Genomic DNA, 26,422 nt, shown 5'->3' on the forward strand with positions numbered 1-26,422 from the left:
CTCTACTTCCTTATATTGAATTATTCGATATGTGTTAATTGATAAAAGTAAGACGTATCTGCCTCTATTTTTGGGGCAATATGCTGTTCTATCCAATTAAGCCATGCACGTGTTTTTGCATCAATGAAATGTCGTGAAGGCAATAAGGTATATACACCAATATCTGGAGAACGCCACGCTGGCAAAATGTGACATAAGCGTCCAGCCCGAACAGCATCAATCACGGCAAACATCGGCAAAAGTGCAATACCCATATCTTGTTGCACCATATCGAGCAGTAATTCAGGCGTATCTGCGATCAACTGACCATTGATATCAATCTGATACGAGCAACTGTTTTCACTGACCAAGTGCCATTGTGGTGTGATGGATGGGTTAACCAAACGTAAACAAGCATGCCCATGTAAATCGTCAGGTGATTGAGGCATACCATGTTTTGCTAAATACGTCGGTGATGCACATAAAACTGAAAAAATAGTGCCAATCCGACGTGCAACGAATCTTGAATCCGTTAAAGATTCGGTTAGGTAGAGGCTAACATCAATCCCTTTGCCTAAAAGATCAGGTGCATTTTGAGAAGTGCGATATTCAACCGTTAAATCTGGATAGGTTTGGCAGAACTCAGCCATAACCGGTGCGACATAATAATGTCCAAAACTCGCCATACTCAAGATACGTAATCGACCTTTCGGTTTTGTCGCCGTTCCTGTTACTTCCGCTTCCGCTTCTTCGATGATTGAAAGTACTTGACGACAGCGTTCCGCATAGGTTGCACCAATATCGGTCAATGCATGCTGTCTCGTAGAGCGTTGCAGTAGTTTAGCTCCCAAACGTGTTTCCAATTCGCTGATCAGGCGTGACACCTGTGCTGTGGTCAAATCCATCTGTTCTGCCGCTGCGGTAAAACTTCCACTGTCGATCACTTTCAGGAAAGCATGCATGGCATGTAACAGTCCACCCTCGTGATTTTTGCGCATAACGTAAATATCTTTTCCTAAATTACGCATTGTTGCACCAGTTTAGATCATCCACAATGGTAAATATGTACATACATTTGAGCCAGGCCTTTTCAAAAACGCTCAGCCCATTTTAATTTTTCGTATGTCAATTGCTCCAAGCTTCAACTCGGATGTTGAGAAAAGAAAGTCGCTCGAACGACGGATAATACTAAGGAGATATAAATGAATATAGCGACAAAATTTACTCCAAGAATGATTGCTACAAAGGATGTGTCTCTTGAGGATAAATATATAAGCGATGACGGTACTGCTTATATGACAGGTATTCAGGCATTGGTTCGTTTACCGCTTGCCCAGACACGTCGCGATACTTTAAACGGTTATCAAACTGCTGGTTTTATATCTGGTTATCGCGGTTCTCCTGTTGGTAATTATGATAGTTTCCTTTGGCAGATTGACGGTTTACTCAAAGATCATCATGTGGTCTTCCAACCGGGTGTCAATGAAGACTTAGCTGCAACAGCTATTTGGGGCACTCAGCAAGCCAACCTCGCTGGACAAGGTAAATATGATGGTGTCACTTCATGGTGGTATGGTAAAGGCCCCGGCGTTGATCGTTCAGGTGATGTACTTCGTCATGCCAATCTAGCGGGTACTTCTGAACATGGAGGCGTTGTTGCTCTATTTGGTGATGACCACTCTTGTAAGTCATCCACGGTTCCCCACCAATCTGAACACGTCATGATTGGCTGCGGTATCCCTATTTTCTACCCAACATCAGTACAGCATATTCTTGATCTCGGTGTTCATGCAGTTGCGATGTCTCGTTTTGCTGGCGTTTGGACCTCAATGAAACTGGTCAGCGAAATTGTTGAAACGTCTGCCTCAGTCAAGGTTGGTCTAGATCGGGTCACACCGATTATTCCAGAAGATGTCGCACTGCCAGATGATGGTGTTAATATCCGCTGGCCAGATCATGGGCTACAACAAGAAGAACGACTTTATAAATATCGTTTACCTGCGGTATTGGCTTATGCGCGTGCCAATAAACTGAATCGCATCACATGGCCATGTGAAAATGCTCGTATCGGAATCGCTGCCAGTGGTAAAGGTTATTTGGATACCATTGAAGCATTACGTATTTTGGGAATTGAAGATGAAACCGCACAACAACTCGGATTACGTGTTTATCAGGTCGGATTGATTTGGCCTTTAGAACCTCAAGGTATTCGCGAATTTGCCGAAGGCTTGCAAGAGCTAATTGTAGTCGAAGAAAAACGCCCTATTCTCGAATCACAAATTAAAGATGAGCTCTATTCCCTTCCAGATGGGAAACGCCCTCGTGTGATTGGAAAAGCCTGTGAAGGTAAAGGTGAATGGAGTACATCCATTGATGAAGCACCTCTTATTGGACATTATGAGTTCCAGCCTGAACCAATCGCAAAAATGCTTGCTGCGCGTTTCTTACAACTCGACCTACCCGAACATTTAAAAACGCAAATCCAGAATAGAGCAAAGCTGTTACAGCAAGCAGAACAAGAATCTCGCCGTGTATTGGATATTGCTGAACGAAAGCCTTATTTCTGTAGTGGCTGCCCACACAACACATCGACGGCTCTACCAGAAGGCAGTCGCGCACTTGGCGGTATTGGATGTCATTATATTGCGGTCTCACTTGATCGTGGTACCGAAACATACTCTCAAATGGGTGGCGAAGGCGTGAGTTGGGCGGGTGCATCGCATTTTACCAATGAAAAACACATCTTCGCGAATCTTGGCGATGGAACCTATTTCCATTCAGGTTATTTAGCAATTCGACAAGCGATTGCCGCCAAAATTAATATTACTTATAAGATTCTCTATAATGATGCTGTTGCCATGACGGGTGGGCAACATGTCGATGGTCATTTAAGTGTTGCACAACTGACTCGACAATTAGCTGCGGAAGGAATCACCAAACAAGTCATTGTCACAGATGAACCAGAGCTGATCCATGCAGAAGAAGGAATTGCGCCAAACGTAGCAATTCACCATCGAAATGAACTTGATGCAATTCAGCGCCAGTTACGTGATATTTCAGGTGTTACTGCTTTAATTTACGTGCAAACCTGTGCCAGTGAAAAACGTCGTCGCCGTAAACGTGATGCCTATACAGACCCAGCAGAACGTATCTATATCAATAGTGATATATGCGAAGGCTGTGGCGATTGCTCTAAAAAATCAAACTGTCTTTCTATCGAACCTGTAGAGACCGCATTAGGAACCAAACGTCAAATTAATCAAAGTACCTGTAACAAAGATTTTTCATGTGTGGATGGTTTCTGCCCGAGTTTTGTCACCGTGCATACTCGTGATATGAAACGCCCTGAGAAATTTGCAGGCATCACTACGGGCTGGCCTGAAACCCCAATCATTCCAGTGCTCGATGATACACCAAGTCGTATTATGGTCGGTGGTGTGGGTGGTACTGGTGTAGTCACAATTGGTGCTTTACTGGGTATGGCTGCACATTTGGAAGGTAAAGCAACACGGGTGATGGATATGGCTGGACTGGCTCAGAAAGGAGGCACAGTTTACTCCTATATCCAAGTCGCAAACGCTGATGATCAAATCTCTTCCACCAAAATCCCTGCTGGTCAATGTGATCTCTTAATCGGAGCAGATGCTGTTGTAGCAGGTAGTGGTGCAGCACTTTCACGTTTAAAAGAAGATGCTGTGGTGATTGTTAATGAAGACTCCTCCCCAACGTCAGACTTTATCGAATCCCGTGACTGGTATGCACCAATCAGTGACTTAGTTCATCGACTGCGTGGTCGCACCCGTAAAGGTACCTTGGTCTCTTTATCGGCAACACGTATCGCCACCCAATTGTTAGGGGATGCTATTTTCACAAATCAGTTATTACTTGGTATGGCATGGCAATCAGGTCGTATACCGTTACTACGTCAAAGTATTGAAAAGGCAATTCAACTCAATGGCACTGCTGTTGAAAAGAATCTAGAAGCTTTCCGTATTGGATGCCATCTTGCCAGTGACCCAAGTTTAGCCGCTCGTTTACTTGCAGCGATGCCAAAAACTAAGACGCCAGAAACCCTAGCTGAACTGATTGAAGACCGCTCAACTCGTCTCACCGAATACTGGAACGATGCTTACGCAACGAAATATCGTAACTTGGTCGAACAAGCGTCGAAACAATTACCTGAAGAATTGACCGAGACCATTGCGACACAACTGTACCGAGTGATGGCCTATAAAGATGAATATGAGGTGGCTCGTCTATTAACAGGTAAAAAGTTCAAAGAGTCGATTGAAACACAATTTGGTAAAGGTCTACGTTTAACTTACCATCTTGCACCGCCAACCTTAGGCACTGATCAAAATATTCGTAAACGTGCCTTTGGATATTGGATTCGTTTCCCAATGATGCTACTTGCTCGCTTGCAATGGCTCCGAGAAACATTCCTAGATCCGTTTGCACGTCATGAAGAACGACAAAGCGAACAGGCTTGGCGTGATCGTTATATCGCATTTGTTGAAGCCCTAATTGCTGCACCGGAAAAGTATGACCTAGTTGTAGCGGAGGAAATTGCTAAATTACCTGTAGAGGTACGTGGCTTTGGCCATATCAAAACACAAGCCATGCAAACAGCGATGCAACGTTGGGATGAACTTGCTTTAAAACTGCAAAAGTAAGCGAACAAAAATAAAGTTACCATGATCATGCTGGACATTATCTTCGTTTAAGGAAATGATAATGTTCAGCAGATCCTTCCTCAATCATTTTGTTTCCAATGCATCAATAATCGCTTTAGCTGTAACCCGTGCAGAAAATGGGTTTTGTCCTGTAATCAAATTTCCATCGCGGACTACATTCGGCACAAAAGGAATCAATTTTTTAGTGTAGTTAGCGCCACGATCTTTGGCTAATTGTTCAGCATTATATGGCACTTTTTTCGCTACGCCTGCCAACACTTCTTCACACCAAGCAAAACTGCTCGTTCACCCAACCACACCACAAATCATATCGTTTTCTGACTTTTCACTGGAAAACACAAAAAGGGTTTTATTTCTTTTAATACAAACATACTTTGCATCTCTTTTATCCCAGGCAATCTCCTAATAATAGACATAGAAAATTCAGCATAAGTATCTAAATCTGGAGATACAACTTGCAGTAAAAAATCAGCGTCTCCACCGATGCTGTAGCACGCGACCACATAGTCCAGTGCTGTTACTTCTTCTTCAAACTTCTTGGCTTCTTTTTCACTATGACTATCAATAGATACACGTACAAACACCATCACGCCTAAACCTATTTTCTTCCTATCTAGTAATACGCCATATCCCTTAATCACGTTTGTATCTTCTAGATGTTTGACTCTACGCCAGCAAGGTGAGGTTGAGAGTCCTAACTGTTCAGATAAATCAGCGTTTGTGGTTCTTGAGTCCTTCTGTAACATCTCTAGAATTTTTGCGTCTATCTTATCAATTTTAGAATTAGGCATAATTTTCCATATCATCACAATAATAGGTAATTTATACCCTATTTCTGGATTTTTATAGAATAAATAGATCAGATCTACCTATGTATTTATTAAAAAATATAGATACATTTTTACTTGATTTCAATTCACATGGAACATTTCACACAAACCACGACCTATATCGTAACGTTAGCCTTAGCCGCTATTCTTCCTGGACCAGGCATGACTGGATTAATGTTTAAAACCTTAGTTCAAGGATATAAGAATGGATTAATGATGCTATTCGGTCTAATCACTGGAGATATAATTTTTCTACTGACGTCTATTTTTCTTATTTCATATATTCATCATTTTAGTCCACATTTTGCTTTTTATTTGATACTTCTATCAAGTTCATACTTACTGTATTTAGCTTACAAATTTTGGTTTTTTGAAGGAAATTTATTGGGCATTGAGACGCCATCAAATATCAAAGAAACTATTTTTTCCTATAAAGATGGGCTGCTGATCACCTTAAGTAACCCTAAAACTATTTCATTTTACCTCGCTATAGTGCCAGCGATCTTTGGTGCACAGTCTTTACAAAAACAAGGCTTGTTTTTAGTTGCTATCACCATTTTGACATTGGCCTTAATTGGCGGACTTTATGTCTTCTTTTCATGGAATCTAAAGAAAGTGCTCAGCGATATAAAAATACAAACATTTTTATTAAGAGCCCTATCCTTGATGATGTGCATTTTAGCTTTGGGAATGCTCTATAGAGAATTTAGCACCCAATATTTAACATAGGTGATCTATTCACAAAGCCCTAAACTTTTGGGACTTTGTGAATGAAAAGGAAGATGAAGGCAAATATTATTTTTTTCTTTTTGGTAAATAAATTCAACGCTTGCGCATAATGAGATGGTGCGACACGCTGAATGAGATCTAAAATTTTAGCATCATTTCCAATCAATACCCGACGCTGATCTTTTCTTACCGCATCTAAGATCACCTTTGCAGCTTCAGTTGGTGGGGTTTTAAGTACCTTATTAAATGCTTTGCTGGCTTTTGCTGGATTCAATCCCAAAGCGCGAATACTGTCACTCATACGTGCGCTGTTGGCAATATTGGTGCGAATACCCCCCGGATGTACACAGGTTGAACTGACACCATTCTTCTGCAAATCAAGCTCTTGTCTTAGTGATTCTGTAAAACCACGCACTGCAAATTTAGTGGCATTATATGCACTTTGGGTTGGTTGAGCAGTTAAACCAAACAGGCTGGAAATGTTAATAATATGCCCATCACCACTTTGTTTTAAATAAGGTAAAAATTCTTTGGTGCCATATACAACACCCCAAAAATTAATATTAAAAACCCACTCCATTTCCTCATAGCTCATTCCTTCAACCGTGCTTGCCAGTGCAACACCTGCATTGTTGAAAATGAGATTGATTTTTCCATGTTCTTTAGCTGTATTTGCAGCCCAATCTTGTACAGCGCTACGATCTATCACATCCAAGGTCGTGAGCGTTACCTTGATTGGATATTGCTTAACCAACTCATGTGTTTCTGCCAAGCCCTGTTCATTGACATCACTCAACGCTAAATGTGCGCCTTGCTGAGCCAATAAAATAGCGAGCTGTTGTCCAATCCCTGAACCTGCACCAGTGATCGCCGCAACTTTTTGATTAAAACTTTTCATAACATGACTCTTTGTTTAATTGATGTCTAATTGATAAAAATTGGCAGCATTCTGTCTAAAGATTGAATACATTGCTTGTGTACCATACGGCTGAATGATTGTGATGTAGGCTTGAATTAAGTCCGTTAAACTGGCATTGGGTTTATCCATTGGATAATTAGAAGCAAACATCACTCGATCTGTACCAAATACTTCAATTGCATGCTGTATCAAAGGTGCTAATAAATGAACCATTTCTGAGATAGTCGCAGTGCGGTTTTCTTTATAAAATGTATGTCCCAATACAGGCATCATCAGCCCTGATATTTTCGCATTCACATTCGATTGTTCTGCTAAAGCACATAGATCGTTTTGCCATTGTTTAAATATTACGTCACGTTGAGATGCTGTGTTTCCAGTCTTTTTTCCTACTGCACCAAATAATCCCACAGGTGTTGCAAGGTGATCTACGACAATTCGGGTCTCTGGAAATTGTTTGGCTAAGGCAGTGATTTCATTTAATTGCGTTGAATAACCCCATGCATCAAAAGATAGATTCATTTTGGCGAGTTGCTCAAATCCCTTTAAGAATTTTTTAGACTGATATAAATGAGGCGTTTTAGACCAACGATAGATTCTATCATCCTCATGCCAAGCAGCCATCTTTCGGATTCCTCTAAACATTGGGCTGGCATCTTGATGTGCTTTTAAAATATCAGCAAATTTTCGACTAGATGGGTCAGCAGTCGCAACAATTGCAGCCAGCTTTAAACCATGTTTTGAAAACTCTAATTGATTGAGCCAGCGTGTTTCCTCAACAACACCAAAGCCTTTATGATGATGCCAATTGGCTTCAACATGTACCACACTTTCAACATTAAAACTGCCTAAATCCTGACGATAATGCATTGGTAAATATGGACTTAGTATATGTTCAGTCTTCCCAAGAGTATCCAATAATGGCTTGGGCTTCACCAGACGAATCACCTTATCCATAAGAGATGGATATTTGCCTAATACTTTAACCAATAGTGCTGCTGAATGTGGTGTGTGATATGGATCCCATTGATGGATATGTGGATCGATCATTGCGAAATCTAATTGATTCATTTTTCTACTCAATTGAATACACATAAACGTATATTTGTATTTTTTCATCCAAAAAAGATTTTCAGTTCTTTGCTGATGACAATCTGTATCGTATTTTTCGAGCTTACAAAAATATTAGATATGCATGAAATGATTTTTTCTAATGATTAAATATGAATTTAATTCATAATCAAAACAAGGTTTGTACCTTTTAATTGTTAAAATTATTTTTTTAAATACTCATGATCTCAAAGCACTCGACTGCTCAATGAATATCATCTTGCAGCCAAGTGTATTGAAGATTACTAGCTTATAGCTACTGCATTTGCACGTGCTTTATGCAGTTTCTTATAGCTATCAATTAACCGAAGATGACGATCAAGGCCTTCAAGTTTCATACTGGTCGGTGTCAAACCATAAAAACGTACTTTGCCTTCGACTGAACCAATCACCGCATTCATACGCTCATCACCAAACATACGACGGAAGTTACGATCGTAATCAACCAACTCCATTTCATCATCGAGAATGACTTCTAAAACAACGTTCATGCATTGATAGAACAAGCCACGCTCTACAGTATTGGTGTTGTATTGTAAGAACGTTTCAACCAGTTCTTTGGCTTCTTCAAATTGCTGCAAAGCAAGGTTGATTAATAATTTTAATTCAAGAAGCGTGAGCTGCCCCCACACCGTATTGTCATCGAATTCAATTCCGATCAGTGTGGTGATTTCAGTATAATCATCCAGTTCACATTCTTCTAAACGTTCAAGCAATGCTTCAAGTTGCTCATCATGCAAGCGATGTAAGTTCAGAATATCTTCACGGAACAATAAAGCTTTGTTGGTGTTATCCCAAACCAAATCTTCTACCAGATAAATTTCTGAATAATCAGGCACTAGAATACGACAAGCCGTTGCACCTAAATGCTCATATACGGCCATGTAGACTTCTTTGCCCATTTCTTCAAGGATGCCAAACAGTTCTGCGGCTTCATCGGCATTAGAATTTTCACCAGCATTGGTAAAATCCCACTCGACAAAGTCATAATCTGATTTGGCACTAAAGAATCGCCAAGACACTAAACCACTTGAATCAATGAAGTGTTCAACAAAATTATTTGGTTCTGTCACTGCATTACTTTGGAAGGTCGGTTGAGGTAAATCATTTAGACCTTCAAAGCTGCGGCCTTGTAATAACTCAGTCAAACTACGCTCTAACGCAACTTCAAAGCTTGGATGAGCACCAAACGAAGCAAACACCCCACCAGTACGTGGATTCATCAAAGTCACACACATGACTGGGAATTGACCACCTAGAGAGGCATCTTTGACTAATACAGGAAAACCTTGCTCTTCAAGTCCTTGAATACCTGCCACAATACTTGGATATTTCGCTAATACCTCTTCTGGTACGTCAGGTAAGGTGATCTCACCTTCTAAGATTTCACGTTTTACTGCACGTTCAAAAATCTCAGACAAACATTGCACTTGCGCTTCTTCTAAAGTATTCCCTGCGCTCATACCATTACTTAAGTATAAGTTTTCAATCAGATTTGATGGGAAATAAACCGTCTCACCATCAGATTGACGCACAAATGGAAGTGAACAGATACCACGCTCAATATTACCTGAGTTGGTATCATACAAATGTGTACCCAGTAACTCATCATCAGGGTTATAAACTTCTAGGCAATATTCATCTAGAATTTCTGTTGGCAATTCGCCATTTGGACCTGGTTTAAACCACTTTTCATCTGGATAATGCACAAATTCTGCATTGGCAATTTCCTCTCCCCAAAACTGATCGTTATAGAAAAAATTACAATTTAAACGTTCAATGAACTCACCGAGTGCTGAAGCCAAAGCGCTTTCTTTGGTCGAACCTTTGCCATTGGTAAAACACATTGGGGATTGTGCATCACGAATATGTAAAGACCAAACATTAGGCACAATGTTACGCCATGATGCAATTTCAATCTTCATACCCAAACCAGCCAAAATACTCGACATATTGGCAATGGTTTCTTCTAGCGGCAGATCCTTACCTGCAATATAGGTACTACTGTCTGAGGCAAGACTCGGCATAAGTAAAGCTTGTGCATCTGCATCAATACTTTCGACTTCTTCAATAATAAATTCTGGGCCAGTTTGTATGACCTTTTTAACCGTACAACGGTCGATTGAACGCAAGATACCTTGACGATCTTTTTCTGAAATATCAGCAGGTAATTCGACCTGAATTTTAAAAATTTGTTTGTAGCGGTTTTCAGGATCAACAATATTGTTTTGCGATAAACGAATATTGTCGGTCGGGATATCACGCGCAGCGCAGTAAACTTTGACAAAGTAAGCTGCACATAATGCCGAAGACGCTAAAAAATAGTCAAATGGACCTGGTGCTGAACCGTCACCTTTATAGCGGATCGGTTGATCTGCAATTACTGTAAAGTCATCGAACTTGGCTTCTTGACGAAGATTGTCGAGATAATTAACTTTGATTTCCATGCAGACACCTAAATTTTCTTGTATGTCAGTAGCAACACACAACACTTAAAACTATTTAATAGATAAGTCGAATCACAGATAAGAAATTGACTTAAAAAAGATTGGCTAGAGTCATTCGATCATCATACCGAACATGAACTTTAGTCATAATGGGCGCTATTATAGAAGTATTTTTTGTAATTGATAACTTTTGTCTGTTTTTCTACTGGATTTAGAAAGATTGGCTTAAAAATACGCCATATTGAAGCATTTTAAATAGAAAATATGACTGTTCAATAAAAATATTTCCCAGTCATTTTTATTTAGGGTCAAATTCTGCCGACCTCAAGATAAGGGATTAAGCGATTGTCAAAATTTGGACGTGGATCAGCCTCAAAACTAATAAAACCATGCATTCCAGTCAATCGTTCCCCTTTATAGAACTGATTAAGTTGATAGCGCGGATCTTTATGCGATAGCGTGAAACTGATGGCACCAATCCCCAGTTGTTTTGATCTTAGATATGCATCAGCAAGCATTTGATGATGCAAAGCAAGTGCTTCTGGGTGGCACAATAACGTATGCAACACATGATATTTCAAAGATTCCCCTCGCTTAGGCAAAGGCATACTTTTGCTGAACAGGGTACTGAGATTATAAATGGGTCTGAGTACACCGATCATTGGACTGTAATGTAATATCTTGGTTTGTTTGAATGTATGTTGATCCCATAATCCAAACATGCCAACAATTTTGTCATTCTGAAAATAAAGAAGAAAATCCGATAATTTTATGCCAGCAAAATAACGATGACCGTGTTGCAATTCTTCAAAATTATAAGCAGGGATAAAATTATAATAATGTGACATCTCAGCAATAAAGTGGTTCATGGCCTGTATATGTTCTGGTTTGGCAATGCAAGATTGGATCTGCATCATGTCCGTATGATTCGGGCTTGAATCATTCAGAAAAGCAATTATTTTTCTTTTTGTTCCAAGATTTGTCAGCGTTAATGTCTCAATGAGTCCTTCATCATAATAATCAGGCATACCTGTTTTAGGTGTTTGTATTGCGGCTCGAGCGGCATGATTGTCATCAAAAATAATCATTTGACTAAAATTTGGCGCATGCATATTTTCTTTCACATGCACACCTAAAACTTTAACTAAAGATTTTCCACGATAATGCTGATCGACTCGCAAATCGCTGGCATATCTAAAGTTTTGTACTTCACGATTGACATAACATGGACGATAACCATTGCTATAACATGCGACTTTTTTCTGACTTACAGTGTCTTCAATAACAACATGTAATTTGTGTTTATACAGAATGTCTGAGGCTTTAAAATAGCTTGGCTCACGTTGAAAACTGATTTGAACACCTTTGGTTGTCATTGGAACAGCAATCAACGCTCTTAAAGCGTCGTCATCTTCTAGCGTTGCTTCCCGAGTAATGAGATGATCTTTTTCAGGCTGTTGTGAAGGGGTGCTTAGTTTCATTGTTGATTCACCTGTTCAGGATATGAATTAGACACCAAATGATTTAGCTCGCCCATGTGGTCTAATAACTGGTAAACAAATACGATTTCATCTTGTTCATTGACGATTTTCTGAGTTTGAACATCTAACAATTTTTGCTCGGTATTGAGTAAATCAAAGGTTGTTTTAGTCCCGATTTCAAATTCTTTCCGTGTATAGAGCAATGCAATTTCCGCTGCATCTATTGCATTTTTTAGCGCATTTTTATTTTGACGAATACTTAAAAGTTGTGCGTAAGTTGTTTGCGCACGTTGATTCAAATCCAATTCAAGGCTTCTAATTTTCTGATTGGCCAAGTCCACATCTGTTTGTGCTTTTCGCACATTGGCACGATTTAGACCATCATCATATAACGGCACATTTAACTGAACACCCACCATATAATTGTTACTTTCTGAGCCAATATAACTCGCTTCTTCTTGTTTCCCAGCACGACTCGTCAACATGATCGTTGGCCATAACTCACGTTTTGTTAAGGCAAATTGTTTCTCTGCCGCTTGCTTTTCATACTTGGCTTGGATTAACGCTGGATGATTTTTGGTTTTTGATAGAATGTCATCTAAATTATTTATCAGATTGGGTGCTTGATTGATTGCAACCAAATGATCAGCTCGAACACCTGTCACTTGATAAAATTGCGCCTCGCTAATGCTGAGACTTGATTGTGCTTGAGTAACATCTGCTTGTCCTTGTGCGACTTGTGCTAAGACTTGAGCCAAATCTGCACGGGTAATCATGCCAACATCAAAGCGCCGTTGCGATTCAAAAAGTGATCGCTGTAGATTAGAAAGTGTTTTTTTTCTAAGTGCTAAAATCGACTGTTTTTTGAGTACATCAGTATAGACCATCACCGTATTTAAAATCGTTTCTGATCGTCGATCTGAGAATGCATGTGTTTGTGCAGAAAGCTGACTTTTGGCTGCATCCACACCCAAACGATGACGACCCGATGTGTAAATCGGATAATCCATCTGTAATTGTAAGCTACGACCATGCCTATTTCCCTCTGTCGGAAATAAAACGGTCGTAGGTGTTTCTATTTTTTCATAGTCGAGCTGACCAACCAGATTGACTTTTAGCCCATCTCTTTGTTTTGCCTGTTCAAGCATGGCTGTGGACTGATTCACGCTTAAACGACTCATTTCTAGTTGGCTTTCATGTTTTAGACTTGCACTCAATGCTTGATCTAAGGTCATCGCATTGACTGCACTCGTTATAAAAAAAATGCTGATATACATCAAAGAATGAAATTTTAAAATTCGCTTTTTGAACTGCTGCACCCGACGCCCTCTTTTTTTCATAGCTGTTCCAAACTATTCAAGCTAACTTTCTTCAGAGGTTCTGGCTTAATATTTCCTTCAATAATGCCATCAAACATCACCAGCTTCTTATAAGCATTCCAACCATTTTTTGCCTGTCGAATCTGAGGTTGATCTAACTGCCCTAAATTACGTGCCAATTCATAATGAAAATTTTGACGTAACCAACTATCGATATAGTCATGATCAACGCTGTGATCAATATCCCCTTCAAACAATACGCAATAAAACGGTTTAACTTGCTGCTGAGTATCAATCGCGAGTAACGAAATCGCTTTAGAATCCGTTTGATTTAAATGAGATAAAAGCTGTTGTGCTGTTTCAGGTGCTAGCTTTTCACCCACCAAGTCAACACCAAAACGACGCCCTTGAAACTCAAAACACGGAATTTGATCCAAGAAACCAGTCACGATTAAGCAATCATCCAAACAATATCGCAGTAAACCATTACCTGAGCTAATGATTGGACTCACCACATCCCCAAGTTTTAATTGCCATGATGGAATAATCTTTCCTTGTTTTTCACCTTCTAAATATTCAAATTCATAAAAATGACTTTGATAAGCAAGTGGATACTGATCAGTATAAGGAATCGTAACCCCGCCTTCGGTCGCCCACAAACCTTTACCTTCAAACTGCACAGCAGGCAGTCTTTGTCGTAGTTGATCAGCCCAAGCTTTTGAGCCTGCGGTATCCCAACTAGACACTAAACTGAGTTTTGGCCATAAGGCTTTAAAATCAATTTTGTCACCATCGGAGCAGCGAATGAGACACTCAGCACTTGCTGGACTATGCGGTGCATCTACCTGCTTCAAGGACAACTGACGTGCTCCCCATGAACCGCTATATAATACTTCTGCGACGTCTTGTTGCATCGCTTCTAGTCGATCTAGCAACTGCAAAGCAAAGGTCGGACTCCACACTGAAATCATGGCTAAATTACGGTTAGCGACCAAATAACAAATCGTAGCGAACAAAGCATCATCTGCATTTGCTGCAAATGCGATATTGCTCGGAACAGCTTGGGTAAACTTGGATAAAATACGTTTTCCGATACCAAGTAATGCACTGTCATCATTTAAATTTTTATCTTTTAACACTTCGCGTTGACTTTCTGGCAACCATGAAACAGACCAATAATGAGTACCCGATTTTAATTGCGGGCATTTACGGTACATACTGGCTAACCAAGGCGTAATGGCATGATCGAGTTCATCCAAGAATGCTTGGGTATAAGGAATAAATTTGATTTGTTCACTAGAACCGCTGGTCGGTTGAAAACGAATCAATTTGCTACTTGAAAGTGAAGATTTCTCTTCTCGATAAAGCCGAATATCTTCTCGCCATGCGCTATATCGCGTTGTGGGAAAAGTCGCTACAAAGTGTTCATAATCTTTGATTTCTTTTTGTTTCGCTAAAGTCGAGGACTGCAAAATTGCACTCAAAATTTGGCGCTGTGTGGCTTCAAGATCATTAAAACCTTTTTTAAACTTTTGATCTGCGATATGGCACCATTGGTTTAAAATAAAATGCGATCCAGAAGTCAGCCATGCTTGACAACTCATTTACTGGCTCCTATTTGGCGGGTTTGTGAGGTCATCATTGCATCATATCGCCCTTTGCTGATCGGTTTAGTGATTAGCTTTGCAGGAAAACGTGCTAGATCTTTCCAACCCAAACGTCCGATACAAGGCAATTCTGTCCCCATTGTCCAAGTTGGATTTCTCTGTTCAAAAAATTCTATTTTGGGATTCCTCACTTTCATTTCTTCAGTGATTGGTGCGACCTCGCCTTTTAACGGTTGGTAATCATCACCGAAGTTCAATAAGCCAATTTCTTTGTCATAATATTCACCAAAGAAATTCTCACAGTAATGTTCTATCACCGCAGATAAATGTTGGTTTTCATCCATAATATTGGGGTAATATACATAATAGTTATTCGCCAATAATAAATATGTTTTATAACCTTTAGATATCAATAACCAATACAGCTCATTAAATGGATATTTAACTCTTAATTTCATGATGAGCTTTAACATTGTATTTTGCAGGGTACGTGTGCCCCAATATTCTCTTAGAATAACCGTATCACCACTAAAGAGAACGGTATAATCTTTACCTTCAAAATAGAAATGCTGGACAACAACCGTTGAAAAACCAACAATTTCATTACTTTCTTTATTGAAAATTAATATGGCACCACTTTTCTTTTTAAAATCTTCAACAAAGACTGAAAATTTGGTATTTTCATAATATCGCTCATAAATTGAATACATTGTCTTCAATTTATCAGTATCAACTTTCTCTTTTTCAATGTACAGGCCATAAGTAGTTTCTTTATTGTTTAACTTAGAAATTAACTTATATGTTGTCTTAATCATAGTTCTAACCTTTATATTCACTCATAAGTATTCTTGTCCCCAAGACATCTCGATACTTATATAACTATTATTTTTATTTAAAGAGTATATAGATATATACCTTTTCCAGTTTTTAATATATTAAAAAACTGACCCTCTAATATGATATTTTTACATATTCATTTTCTTCCCCCTATCCATAAAAAATGTGAGAAAAGCAACCACAAACATAATGATAGACAGCATCCGTAATAAATCATTAAAACTTGATGTCAGTGCTTGATAATGAATATCTCGATAAATAATACTGAGTGCGATTTGCTGCGCATTTGAACCTACTTCTTGATATTGCGCTGTGAGCTGTTCAAGTCGTTCTACAAAAATCCAATTTTGTGGGGTCATATATTGATTTAACTCGGTAACATGGATTGCAGTAAGCCAATCAAGCGAGGAGTTGATTAACGCAAGTCCCACTGCACCACCAATATTGCGCATCAGATTGTAAATACCGCTGGCATCAGCAACTTTACTGAGTGGCAATGTGCTCATGGCTAAATGCGACACCACAATGAGACAAATCATTAAGCCAATACCACGATAAATCTGCGGCCAAAACATAAAGTCATAATCACTATGAATACTTAAATGCGAATTTAACCAGACACCAAATCCGGCCAAGATCATGCCAATAAAGACTGTTTTTCGAGTATCAAAATTTGGAATTAACCATGCAAGGAATGGTGCAAAACAGAACATAACGACGCCTGTCACCATCATAATATGACCGATTTGGCTGCTGTTCATTTCTCGGACTTGCCCAAGAAAAACGGGAATCATATAACCTAAACCATACAGCGCCATTCCGATGACGAAGGTAATGATCGCACTCAAGGTAAAATTTTTATTCTTAAAAACACTCAAATCCAATAAGGGTTTTTCTTGGGTAAAACTTCGATAAAAGAAGGTAATCCCCCCCAGAATGCAAATAATAAATGCAATTCGCACCCCACTATCCACTAACCAATCATGTCGAGCGCCTTCATCCAAAAAGTATTCCAGCCCGCCCAAGAACATCGCCATCGCAATGAGGCTGATCCAATCCATGCTTTTCAGTAAGGAATGATCAGCACGATCAATATCTGGTCCAGAAAAAATAATGGTGGCGATGATGATGCCTGGAATAATATTAATCAGGAACATCCAGTGCCATGAGAAGTTATTGGTCAGCCAACCACCCACAGTCGGCCCAATTGCAGGCCCCAAAGTACTGACCATACCAAAGAGAACCAATGGTAAAGAGCGTCTTGCTTCAGGAAAAAGTAGAAATAATGCGGTCATGGACGTTGGAATCATACCGCCTCCCATAAAACCTTGGATTGCACGAAAAACCAATAAGCTTTCTAAATTCCATGCCATTGCACACAATAAAGAACTGATCGTAAATCCAACCGCACAAATCGTGTAATAAATCCGTGTAGATATCACGCGCGCGATAATACTGGACATCGGAATTGCGATAATTTCAGCAATCAGATATACCGTTTGAACCCATGTCACCTCATAACGACTGGCACTCATGCCTGCCTGAACTTCATTCAAAGAGCTTGCAACAATTTGAATATCAAGAATCGCCATAAAATTGCCAAAAATCATGGCAATGAAAATGGCCCATGCGACATTCGGCGCAAACTTCCAGTCCTCATCGTAACGCTTATGCATTTTTACTACCTAAAATCGTTATGATTAAGTTCTTAAGTTCACGGTTGCTTTAACGGACATACCCGGTTTGATAAGATCAATATGAGCGTTGCTATCAATCGCGATACGAACTGGAATTCGCTGGACGACCTTATTAAAATTCCCTGTTGCATTATCTGGTGGCATCAAAGAGAAGGTTGCACCTGATGCAGGCGAAAAGCTTTCGATTTTTCCGGTATAGGTTAAGCTTGGGTAAGCATCTATCTTTAATTTAACTTCCTGACCAATATGCATTTTTTCGATTTGGGTTTCTTTAAAATTAGCCTGAACATATAAACTGTTCTCAGGAATAATCGCCATTAATCGTGTCTGCGGACCAACACGCGAACCTTTTTGTATGGCTAAACTCCCCACCTTGCCAGTGACAGGACTAATGACTTTTGCAGATGCTAAATCAATTTGATAAAGATCCAAGCTTGCTTTTGCATTTTGAATATCGGCTAAGAGTTGTGCTCGACCTGCTTGTAGGCTTCCAAGCTGAGCTTCTGCTGAATTGACGGTTGCTAACGCTTTGTTTAATTGCGCCTGAGCAGAAAGATACTGAGATTGAATGCTGTCAAAGTTTTGGCGGGTAATCACCCCATCTTTCAATAAGTCTTGATAGCGGGCGTAATCCTTTTTCAAACGAGATAAATCAGCTTGTACCGCAAATACCCCACTATTTGCTTCATTAATGGTTGATTTTGCGGATCTTTCATTTTGTTGTTGAACAACAAGTGCCGCTTCTTTTAAAGTGACTAAAGAATGAGCTTGATCATAACGTGCTTGATAATCACGCTGATCTAACACCGCTAAGGTTTCACCTTGCTTAACAAATTGATTATCATTAATGACTAATTCAACCACTTCACCCGAAATTTTCGGCATGACCCATGTCACATCTGCTTGGATATAAGCATTATCTGTGGATTGATAAAATCGAAATACAAAGAAGTAATACATTACCCCAATCAATAAAAATAGCGAAAGTAGTGAAAAAACTATCCAAGTGACTTTTTGCTTTTTTTGGACTTTCGTATCCGTTCCCACCTCTACTCGAGCTATGGCATCCATATTTTATTCCATATGTTGTAATATAAATTCTTTTATTTCGATTCAAAGATTTCTATAACTTTCACTTATCTAAACCAAATAAATAGTTACAAATATCAAATTGGCGGGAATTATCATGCTCGATGTAATTTAGTGTCATTGACCATAATTAAGGTACAGTTGTGCACTTAAGCCAATTACTTTCTTAAGAACCAATAGAAAATAATAATCATTCTTATTCATTGTTTGGTGGTAATACTACCAATATAACAATCATATCTATTTGTTAATATTAATCATTTTATAAAAATATAAAAAATTAAAATCTCCTCAAAATCGGTCTGAATTACACGACCCGATTCAACATAAAGACAGAACTGTCATCATCCTCAATAGTTGTAAAAATGTAACCGTGCATAGAAAATGAATGCTCAGTCTAAAAGTGACCTATTAAAATTTTATGAATTTGTCGTAGAGTAGACAAATTCCAACGAAAAAATACGTAGTATTAATCAGTGAAATTATTTAGTAAAAATAACTAAATACACATTGCATAAAGCGTTGGTTTTTTAGATATGTTGTTTTCGTCGTACTGGCTTTCCCAAGAGCAATACAAATCGAAGGATCGATTTCGTACTGGGTACGACGAAACAACATCTATTCATGCAAATAATATTTATTAAAAGGAAAAAATGATTATGGATTCAGGACTGATCACACTTTTTTTACCTATTGCCCTTGCAATTGTCATGGCAGGTTTGGGTTTAGAATTAACGGTCAAAGATTTCGCAAGAGTAAGTAAACATCCCAAAGCTGTATTGATTGCGCTGTTCTGTCAATTGGTCATATTGGTTGGTATCGCCTTTTTAATCTGTAAAATCTTAGCTTTACCACCATTATTAGCTGTTGGCTTGATGCTACTTGCCGCGTCACCTGGTGGAACAACGGCAAATTTATTTAGCTATTTATATAAAGGGGATATTGCACTTAATATTAGTTTGACGGCAATCAATGCTGTACTCGCCGCCGTTTTTTTACCCTTTATCGTCAATTTCTCGATCCTACATTTTATGAATGAGGGCCAACAAGTTGGACTGCAATTCTCAAAAATATTACAAGTCTTTTTGATTATTCTTGTTCCTGTTGGCATCGGGATGCTCGTTCGTCACTATGCACCACATTTTGCTGAGAAACTGAATCGTCCTGTACGCATCTTTGCCGTCATTTTCTTGGTGATTATTATTCTAGGTGCAATCATTACAGAGCGTGCAAACTTAGTAAATTACATTGGTCAGATTGGTCTAGCCACGGCTCTATTCTGTGCAATTAGTTTATGTGTTGGTTATTTTGTTCCTCGCCTACTCGGCATTAGCTCATTTCAAGCACGTGCTTGTGCTTTTGAAATTGGTATCCATAACAGTACGCTGGCAATGACGATTGCGCTTACGGTGATGGCTAGTACCACCATTGCAATGCCTGCCGCGGTTTACTCTATTTTTATGTATATCTTTGCGACTATTTTTGGAATCTGGGTTACTCGCTTTGGTCCGAAAGATGAATTAAATAATTAGTTTTCAACGCTTATCTGGATATAGTGTATGATCCATACACTATATCTTTCTATGATTAATCACGTTTCCAAGGTTATTAGCTTATTCTTAAGCGCTTGAGCTGACCAAGCAATTGGGGTTGAGTTACTTTCTGCTTGTTTGATTAATTGAACCAACATTTCATTGATTGGTGCTTGTCGCTTCAGTTGTTTTGCTAAATTTAGTACTTCACCATTGATCCAATCGACCTCAGTTTTTCTACCCGCAATCAGATCATCTGCCATAGATGAACGTGCAAGCGGATCAATTGCCAACATTTTCTTACTAACAATCTTAAAAACTGTATTCGGTAATTTTAATATTGTAGGAATAAATTGTGCTGGAATCGGTGTCAGTTGTGCTGGTTTAATCTTTGCTTTTTTAAGTAAGTTCAGTGCTTCAATTTGTGCCATTGCTAAACATTGGCGATATTCTCGGATAGAAAGTTGCTGTTTCAGTGGCAATTGGGATAAGGCATTAATAGCGTTATTTAAATTCAACAATAATTTTGCCCATTGAACAGCCTGCATATCTTGTTCTTGCTTGATTTGAAGATTTGCTTTTTGAAATGCGTTGACTAATTCTGTTAATCCTTCATGTTTTTTTACGTGCAAAGCCCCATCCGTACCTTGATGAAATACGCCATTTTCCAAAGCTACTACATTAAAAGGTACCATTCCTTCAAGAATAATATGATTGCTTAGAATTTGTTTTAAAATCCCAACATTGCTTAATCCATTTTGGAAACTAATAATGATGGTCTTTTTCTTTAGAATATCTTTTAACTCGTAAGCAACTTGTTCGGTAGATGCAGATTTTACGCAAACCAAAATAATATTGGCTTGAGCAGCTTCTTTGGGATCATCCTTCATTTGAAGTTTGTTTGCAGCGATTGTCTTCTTAAATCCTTGGTAATCTGAAACTGTTAAACCGTATGTTTGAAGTTGCTTTTTAATTTTAGGACGAACAATGAAATCTATATCATAGCCAGCAACAGCCAATCTTGCGCCAAGATAACATCCGATACTGCCCGCACCATAAATACATATTTTCATTCATCATCTCTAAATATTTAATATTTCAATTTTACCCTTTTAACTTAATCAATATTTGCAAAATCATTTGTCAGCTATCTTACACATTTTAAATTTTTTCAAAGAAAAAGCCCAATACGAAGATTGGGCTTTAGAGAACAAATTAAAATTATGTGGTAAGACTTGGATCGGCTAATAAAGTTTCAGCAGCAAGTTTGCCTAAATTATTCGAAACTAATGGGCTATCACCTGTTAAGAGTTTTCGATCTTTGTGGGCTTGCCCTGTAGCTCCTTTATTTAGGATTTCCACACCAAGCTTCTCTAGGTTTTCACCAACTAAATTGGGACCTTTATCCAATAATAGGGCTGTGAGTGTTTGATCATTCATCATGTTTCATCTGATGATTTGGAATTTGATTTTTATTATTAAATAGCAAATGGATAAGAACTGTTAGTTTTATGCAGAATTAGGCATAAGAAAAAGAGTTTTAATAAATATTAATTTCCAAATCATGATAAATAAAGCCCAATTATCTATTACAAAATTTTCTTCAACTCATAAGCTACTTGATCCTCATCGTACATATATTTTTCACCACTAGGAACATAAAAAGCTAACAGTAAAATAGTATTATCCACTAATTCCTGTTCCAAATTTAAACTTTCAAGCAAACATTCAATTTTATTAGCATTCTTTATAGATATATCCGTCTTATCTATAAATTGTTTAATACTGTAAGTTAATTCATTTTTAAGCATTCGTAATCCAGAATTCATCACTCAATAAAACTGACTCGAATCCAACATTTGCAACGTAATCTTTTTCACTTCGTCACGGCTTTGCATAATATGCACTTCAATCGCCTGAATTGCCTCATCTACTTTTCGATTAAAAATAAAACCCAGTATTTTTTGATGTTCCTGATAAGTCGCTTCAACACGATAATCTTTGGAAAAATCCAAACGTCGGATAATACGAATTCGCTCACTCAAGTCTCGATGAATCCTTGCCATTTCATTATTACCAGAAGCGCGAACTAAAGCACAATGAAAGTCCTCATCTTGTTGTGAGAGTTGTTTGATATCTTTTAAATATTGGTTCGGCTCAACCATCCATAAGTCTTTTAGAACGGACAGTTCTACTGAGTTTTGATGATCTATTTGACAAAGTTTACGAATCGAATCTTTTTCTAACACGATCCGCACATCGTAAAGTTCTTCATAATAGCGAAAATTAAGCGGTCGGATTTGCCAACCGCTACGAAAACTCACATCCACATAGCCCTCTTGCTGTAAACGGTACAATGCTTGTCGGATTGGGGTACGACTTACATCATAGGCTTTTGCAACCTCGGACTCTGTAAAACGTTCACCGGGCATTAATTTGAAATCAAAAATATCATTCTTGATGCGTTGGTAAACCAGCTCAGACAAATTGTCTGAGCTTTTTGTTGTTTTTATTTTGGTTTCTTTCATGCAAGCCTTGCCCTATTCCATATATACCAGTGGCTCGCCACTATGTACCGTTTGCCCTGCTCTACAAATAATGGCTTTCACAATGCCATCTTCTTCTGCATAAACAGGTAACTCCATTTTCATTGCTTCAATAATAGCAATAGTTTCACCTTTTTTAACCTCTTGCCCACTTTCGACAAAGATTTTCCAGATATTTCCTGTCATAGATGCATTTAATGACGAAAGATGGCTGTAATCCACATGATTGCATCGTTCAATTTGTTCCTCTGGTTGAGCTGCAAATTCCTCTTTCCAACGACTCACTTCAGTGGTAAAAGCTTGCTGTTGCTTAGCTCTAAACTCAGCAATGCTTTCCGCTTCATTTTCCAAGAATTTCACATAATCTGCATAATCAAACTCGGTTTCTTCAATCTGAATTTGGGCACGACCATTTTCAAAATCTGCACGCCATTGGTTCAGTTCTTCCTCAGAAACTGGGAAATACTTAATTTGATCGAAGAATTTTAAGAACCATTGTTTGTCACCAAACTGTTTATTTTTCTTAAACTTATTCCAAATGGGCAAAGTACGACCAATGAGCTGATAGCCCCCTGGTGAATCCATGCCATAAATGCACATATACATGCCACCAATCCCCACCGTTCCCTCTGCGGTAAAAGTACGTGCTGGATTGTATTTAGAACTGAGTAAGCGATGACGTGGATCAATTGGAACAGCGCACGGTGCAGTGAGATAAACATCGCCTAAACCAAGAATTAAATAATTGGCATTGAAAATAATATCTTTGACTTCATCACGATGCGCTAGACCATTAATGCGTTGAATAAAATCGACGTTATTCGGCAACCACGGTGCTTTGGCACAAACACTTTCTTGATAGCGTTCAACTGCGCCCAACGTTGCACTATCTTCAAATGCCATTGGTAAATGCACAATACGAGATGGGATTTTCAACTGACTTAAATCACCCATTTCTTCTTCCAGTTTCAGCAATTGAGTGATCAGTTCTGATTGTGGAATGATGAGGCCATCATATTTTATCTGTAATGAACGGACACCGGGCGAAAGCTCTAATACGCCTGCAATCTTCGTATCACGAATCATTTGAATCAGTTTATGTACACGTAAACGTAAAGCCAAATCTAAAACGTTTTCACCATACTCTAGGAGAATATAGCTATCACCTGCCTGACGGTAAACAGTTTTTGGTGACAAGTCAGTTGGTTCACGTTGAGCTAAAATAGTAGTGAGCACTTCTTGTGCAGGTTCAATGGTTTCAACCACGTTCTCAGCATCTGCAAAGTTTTGGATATTGTCGATTTGTTTCCGTTCTAATTCATTGGCTTGTTCAACGCTGATTGGATAAAAACGAATTTTATCATCGGCTTTCAGTTGTCCAACTTTCCAAAGTTCAGCTTTAGCAATGGTCACAGGACATACGAAACCACCTAAACTTGGACCATCTTTTGCCAAAATGACTGGGAAATCACCTGTAAAGTTGATTGCACCAATTGCATATTCACAATCATGCACATTGGATGGATGCAAGCCAGCTTCACCACCATTTTCCCGTGCCCAGCTTGGTGTTGGACCAGATAAACGTACCCCTAAACGGTTGGAGTTAAAGTGTACCGTCCATTCAGAAGCAAAAAATTCTTCGACATATTCAGGTTTAAAGAAATCAGGTGCACCGTGTGGACCATACAGCACCGCAATTTCCCATTCATTGCCATATTCAGGAATCAGATCAGTGGATAGTGTTTGAGGTATCTCGTTTGCAAGTGGCAATTCAGCACTGGCGAATGCTGGATCGACCATTTTGATCATGTCACCTACACGTAAAGTACGCCCGGCATGACCACCAAAGTTACCGAGCGCAAAAGTAGCTCGGCTGCCAAGATATACAGGCACATCTAAACCGTTTCGTACCGCTAAATAAGTACGGCAACCTGATTCAACCTGACCAATTTTGAGGTTTTGTCCTGCCTTAACTTCAATAGGTTGCCAAAAATCAATTTTCTTATCATCTAACAGTGCTGTACAACTCGCACCAGCCAAAGCAACGGTGGTATCCGCATGGAACTTTAAGGTTGGTCCAACCAAAGTAAACTCAAAACCTGCGGCTTTAGCATCATTCCCGACAATACGATTGGCAAGTTGAAATGCATAATCATCCATTGGACCTGATGGTGGCACACCAATATCCCAATAGCCTGTACGCCCCGGATAATCCTGAATTGAACTCAATGTTCCAGCTTGAACCACTTCAATCACGTTTGGCGTATAGTTGAAATCATCCAGCATCCGTGTCCAGATTTGCATGGATTCAAAACGCTCATCAGAGATAATGGCACGCGCATAATCCAAGTTGGTACTGATACCATTTAAACGAGTTTCTGCCAGTACATTTTTTAGTTTTTCAATCGCCGCTTCACGGTCATCTGCATGGACAATGATCTTGGCAATCATTGGGTCAAAGTATTGTGAAATTTCTGTGCCTGTTTTCACCCATGTATCGACACGGCTACCCTCTGGAAAACTTACTTCTGTCAACACGCCTGGACTTGGCTGGAAATTTTTTACAGGATCTTCAGCATAAACACGTACTTCAATCGCTGCACCTTTAGGCTGAATATTGCTGAGATATGCCCAATCCAATTCATCATCCGCAGCAACTTTTAGCATGCATTCGATCAAATCCAAGCCCGTTACCATTTCAGTGACTGGATGTTCAACCTGTAAACGGGTATTTACTTCAAGGAAATAGAATTCATCCCGATTGGCATCGTAAATAAATTCAACCGTTCCTGCACTGCGATAGTTGACCGATTGCCCTAATTGAACCGCAGCTTGATGCAGCTTTTTACGGGTCGCTTCTGGCAAATTCGCAGCGGGTGTTTCCTCAACCACTTTCTGATTACGACGTTGCAATGAACAATCTCGCTCCCCAAAGGCCACTACTTGCCCTTTGCCATCACCAAAAATTTGTACTTCGACATGGCGAGCCTTATCAATAAAGCATTCAATAAAGACACCCGCATCTTTAAAAAACTGCTCACCTAAGCGTTTGACACTTTCATAGGCATCCGTCAATGCTTGCGGTGTATCACAACGGGTCAAGCCAATACCACCACCACCAGCGGTACTTTTCAGCATGATGGGATAGCCAATCCGATCAGCAGCAGTGAGTGCTTCTTCCAGACTATCCAGTAAACCTGTACCCGGTGTCATCGGAACATTGGCAGCAGCAGCCAATTCACGAGCACGATGCTTTAAACCGAATTCTAAAATCTGTTCCGCTGTTGGTCCCATAAAGGCAATGTTATTTTCTTCACAGGCACGGGAAAAATCAGCACTTTCAGAAAGGAAACCATAACCCGGGAAAATGGCTTCAGCCCCTGTTTCCTTAGCAGCCTGAATGAGCTTCTCAATACTTAAATAAGTATCGGCTGGTTTTAATCCATCTAATGCAATCGCAATATCTGCATCTTCAACGTGCTGCGCATAACGATCACTATCTGAATACACAGCAACACTGGTCACGCCTAATTTTTTCAATGTGCGAATCGCTCGAACAGCAATTTCACCACGGTTTGCAATAAGTACTGTCTTAAACATGATGCTTTC

At 39.2% G+C, this 26,422-nt stretch carries 18 protein-coding genes and 2 pseudogenes; 3 read left to right on the top strand and 17 right to left on the bottom strand.

Features of this window, described 5'->3' with window-relative positions:
* Positions 1-20: 20 nt before the first annotated feature.
* Positions 21-977 carry a LysR family transcriptional regulator gene (locus MMP72_RS00930; protein ID WP_241313801.1) on the bottom strand — a complete coding sequence of 319 codons (957 nt, stop codon included), beginning with the start codon at positions 975-977 and terminating at the stop codon, positions 21-23.
* Positions 978-1,181: 204 nt separating this feature from the next.
* Between MMP72_RS00930 and MMP72_RS00935 the strand changes: the two genes are divergently transcribed.
* Positions 1,182-4,652 carry an indolepyruvate ferredoxin oxidoreductase family protein gene (locus MMP72_RS00935; RefSeq protein ID WP_241313802.1) on the top strand — a complete coding sequence of 1,157 codons (3,471 nt, stop codon included), beginning with the start codon at positions 1,182-1,184 and terminating at the stop codon, positions 4,650-4,652.
* An 84-nt stretch (positions 4,653-4,736) separates the two neighbouring features.
* Here MMP72_RS00935 and MMP72_RS00940 read toward each other — a convergent pair.
* Both MMP72_RS00940 and MMP72_RS00945 read right to left on the bottom strand, forming a co-directional pair.
* Positions 4,737-4,949, bottom strand: a pseudogene (locus MMP72_RS00940) (type 1 glutamine amidotransferase domain-containing protein); the annotation flags it as partial.
* A gap of 29 nt (positions 4,950-4,978) precedes the next feature.
* Positions 4,979-5,464, bottom strand: a complete 486-nt coding sequence (locus MMP72_RS00945; protein WP_241313803.1) for an Lrp/AsnC family transcriptional regulator — start codon at positions 5,462-5,464, stop codon at positions 4,979-4,981.
* A 129-nt stretch (positions 5,465-5,593) separates the two neighbouring features.
* Here MMP72_RS00945 and MMP72_RS00950 point away from each other — a divergent pair, with 129 nt between their 5' ends.
* Positions 5,594-6,232 carry a LysE family transporter gene (locus MMP72_RS00950; protein WP_241313804.1) on the top strand — a complete coding sequence of 213 codons (639 nt, stop codon included), beginning with the start codon at positions 5,594-5,596 and terminating at the stop codon, positions 6,230-6,232.
* A 19-nt stretch (positions 6,233-6,251) separates the two neighbouring features.
* Here MMP72_RS00950 and MMP72_RS00955 read toward each other — a convergent pair whose 3' ends face one another.
* From MMP72_RS00955 to MMP72_RS00995, 9 genes are all read right to left on the bottom strand, one after another.
* Positions 6,252-7,130 (bottom strand): SDR family NAD(P)-dependent oxidoreductase, encoded by an 879-nt coding sequence (locus MMP72_RS00955; protein ID WP_241313805.1) that lies wholly within the window; start codon positions 7,128-7,130, stop codon positions 6,252-6,254.
* A 15-nt stretch (positions 7,131-7,145) separates the two neighbouring features.
* Positions 7,146-8,219, bottom strand: coding sequence for an amidohydrolase family protein (locus tag MMP72_RS00960; RefSeq protein ID WP_241313806.1), 1,074 nt, complete (start codon positions 8,217-8,219; stop codon positions 7,146-7,148).
* Positions 8,220-8,503: 284 nt separating this feature from the next.
* A complete protein-coding gene (locus tag MMP72_RS00965) occupies positions 8,504-10,705 on the bottom strand; it encodes an OsmC domain/YcaO domain-containing protein (protein WP_241313807.1) in 2,202 nt (733 codons plus the stop codon).
* Between the two features lie 308 nt (positions 10,706-11,013).
* Positions 11,014-12,186 (bottom strand): hypothetical protein, encoded by a 1,173-nt coding sequence (locus MMP72_RS00970; protein WP_241313808.1) that lies wholly within the window; start codon positions 12,184-12,186, stop codon positions 11,014-11,016.
* Complete coding sequence (locus MMP72_RS00975) at positions 12,183-13,463, bottom strand: TolC family protein (RefSeq protein ID WP_241314007.1); 1,281 nt, start codon at positions 13,461-13,463, stop codon at positions 12,183-12,185. Before MMP72_RS00975 ends, MMP72_RS00970 begins: the two co-directional genes overlap by 4 nt.
* A gap of 59 nt (positions 13,464-13,522) precedes the next feature.
* On the bottom strand, positions 13,523-15,109 hold the full coding sequence (locus tag MMP72_RS00980; protein WP_241313809.1) for a GH3 auxin-responsive promoter family protein: 1,587 nt from the start codon (positions 15,107-15,109) through the stop codon (positions 13,523-13,525).
* Complete coding sequence (locus MMP72_RS00985) at positions 15,106-15,927, bottom strand: hypothetical protein (RefSeq protein WP_241313810.1); 822 nt, start codon at positions 15,925-15,927, stop codon at positions 15,106-15,108. Before MMP72_RS00985 ends, MMP72_RS00980 begins: the two co-directional genes overlap by 4 nt.
* A 150-nt stretch (positions 15,928-16,077) precedes the next feature.
* Positions 16,078-17,625 carry a DHA2 family efflux MFS transporter permease subunit gene (locus MMP72_RS00990; RefSeq protein WP_241313811.1) on the bottom strand — a complete coding sequence of 516 codons (1,548 nt, stop codon included), beginning with the start codon at positions 17,623-17,625 and terminating at the stop codon, positions 16,078-16,080.
* A gap of 24 nt (positions 17,626-17,649) precedes the next feature.
* Positions 17,650-18,717, bottom strand: a complete 1,068-nt coding sequence (locus MMP72_RS00995; RefSeq protein ID WP_241313812.1) for an HlyD family secretion protein — start codon at positions 18,715-18,717, stop codon at positions 17,650-17,652.
* A gap of 677 nt (positions 18,718-19,394) precedes the next feature.
* On the opposite strand from MMP72_RS00995, the gene MMP72_RS01000 reads away from it, so the two are divergent.
* Positions 19,395-20,267 (top strand): bile acid:sodium symporter family protein, encoded by an 873-nt coding sequence (locus MMP72_RS01000; RefSeq protein WP_241313813.1) that lies wholly within the window; start codon positions 19,395-19,397, stop codon positions 20,265-20,267.
* 59 nt (positions 20,268-20,326) lie between these two features.
* Here the strand turns inward: MMP72_RS01000 and MMP72_RS01005 are convergent, their stop codons facing one another.
* The 5 genes and pseudogenes from MMP72_RS01005 to uca all read right to left on the bottom strand — a co-directional run bounded on the left by MMP72_RS01005 (position 20,327) and on the right by uca (position 26,413).
* Entirely contained in the window at positions 20,327-21,340 is a 1,014-nt protein-coding gene (locus MMP72_RS01005; protein WP_241313814.1) for a 2-dehydropantoate 2-reductase, read from the bottom strand.
* 148 nt (positions 21,341-21,488) lie between these two features.
* Positions 21,489-21,659, bottom strand: a pseudogene (locus tag MMP72_RS01010) (protein deglycase HchA); the annotation flags it as partial.
* Between the two features lie 197 nt (positions 21,660-21,856).
* The gene (locus MMP72_RS01015) at positions 21,857-22,078 is read right to left on the bottom strand and encodes a hypothetical protein (protein WP_241313815.1); all 222 of its coding nucleotides are present in this window, start codon (positions 22,076-22,078) and stop codon (positions 21,857-21,859) included.
* Positions 22,079-22,099: 21 nt separating this feature from the next.
* Entirely contained in the window at positions 22,100-22,795 is a 696-nt protein-coding gene (locus MMP72_RS01020) for a GntR family transcriptional regulator (protein WP_241313816.1), read from the bottom strand.
* A 12-nt stretch (positions 22,796-22,807) separates the two neighbouring features.
* Positions 22,808-26,413 carry an urea carboxylase gene (uca, locus tag MMP72_RS01025; RefSeq protein WP_241313817.1) on the bottom strand — a complete coding sequence of 1,202 codons (3,606 nt, stop codon included), beginning with the start codon at positions 26,411-26,413 and terminating at the stop codon, positions 22,808-22,810.
* Positions 26,414-26,422: the final 9 nt, after the last annotated feature.

Source organism: Acinetobacter sp. NIPH 2699, assembly GCF_022549355.1.
Taxonomy (GTDB): Bacteria; Pseudomonadota; Gammaproteobacteria; order Pseudomonadales; family Moraxellaceae; genus Acinetobacter.

Excerpts from the sequence above, each read along its gene's own strand:
- MMP72_RS01015 (WP_241313815.1), bottom strand. The coding sequence starts at position 22,078 with ATGCTTAAAAATGAATTAACTTACAGTATTAAACAATTTATAGATAAG.
- MMP72_RS00990 (WP_241313811.1), bottom strand. The coding sequence starts at position 17,625 with ATGCATAAGCGTTACGATGAGGACTGGAAGTTTGCGCCGAATGTCGCA.
- MMP72_RS01020 (WP_241313816.1), bottom strand. The coding sequence starts at position 22,795 with ATGAAAGAAACCAAAATAAAAACAACAAAAAGCTCAGACAATTTGTCT.
- MMP72_RS00995 (WP_241313812.1), bottom strand. The coding sequence starts at position 18,717 with ATGGATGCCATAGCTCGAGTAGAGGTGGGAACGGATACGAAAGTCCAA.
- MMP72_RS00945 (WP_241313803.1), bottom strand. The coding sequence starts at position 5,464 with ATGCCTAATTCTAAAATTGATAAGATAGACGCAAAAATTCTAGAGATG.
- MMP72_RS00965 (WP_241313807.1), bottom strand. The coding sequence starts at position 10,705 with ATGGAAATCAAAGTTAATTATCTCGACAATCTTCGTCAAGAAGCCAAG.
- MMP72_RS00970 (WP_241313808.1), bottom strand. The coding sequence starts at position 12,186 with ATGAAACTAAGCACCCCTTCACAACAGCCTGAAAAAGATCATCTCATT.
- MMP72_RS01005 (WP_241313814.1), bottom strand. The coding sequence starts at position 21,340 with ATGAAAATATGTATTTATGGTGCGGGCAGTATCGGATGTTATCTTGGC.
- uca (WP_241313817.1), bottom strand. The coding sequence starts at position 26,413 with ATGTTTAAGACAGTACTTATTGCAAACCGTGGTGAAATTGCTGTTCGA.
- MMP72_RS00935 (WP_241313802.1), top strand. The coding sequence starts at position 1,182 with ATGAATATAGCGACAAAATTTACTCCAAGAATGATTGCTACAAAGGAT.
- MMP72_RS00960 (WP_241313806.1), bottom strand. The coding sequence starts at position 8,219 with ATGAATCAATTAGATTTCGCAATGATCGATCCACATATCCATCAATGG.
- MMP72_RS01000 (WP_241313813.1), top strand. The coding sequence starts at position 19,395 with ATGGATTCAGGACTGATCACACTTTTTTTACCTATTGCCCTTGCAATT.
- MMP72_RS00980 (WP_241313809.1), bottom strand. The coding sequence starts at position 15,109 with ATGAGTTGTCAAGCATGGCTGACTTCTGGATCGCATTTTATTTTAAAC.
- MMP72_RS00955 (WP_241313805.1), bottom strand. The coding sequence starts at position 7,130 with ATGAAAAGTTTTAATCAAAAAGTTGCGGCGATCACTGGTGCAGGTTCA.
- MMP72_RS00950 (WP_241313804.1), top strand. The coding sequence starts at position 5,594 with ATGGAACATTTCACACAAACCACGACCTATATCGTAACGTTAGCCTTA.
- MMP72_RS00975 (WP_241314007.1), bottom strand. The coding sequence starts at position 13,463 with ATGTATATCAGCATTTTTTTTATAACGAGTGCAGTCAATGCGATGACC.
- MMP72_RS00985 (WP_241313810.1), bottom strand. The coding sequence starts at position 15,927 with ATGATTAAGACAACATATAAGTTAATTTCTAAGTTAAACAATAAAGAA.
- MMP72_RS00930 (WP_241313801.1), bottom strand. The coding sequence starts at position 977 with ATGCGCAAAAATCACGAGGGTGGACTGTTACATGCCATGCATGCTTTC.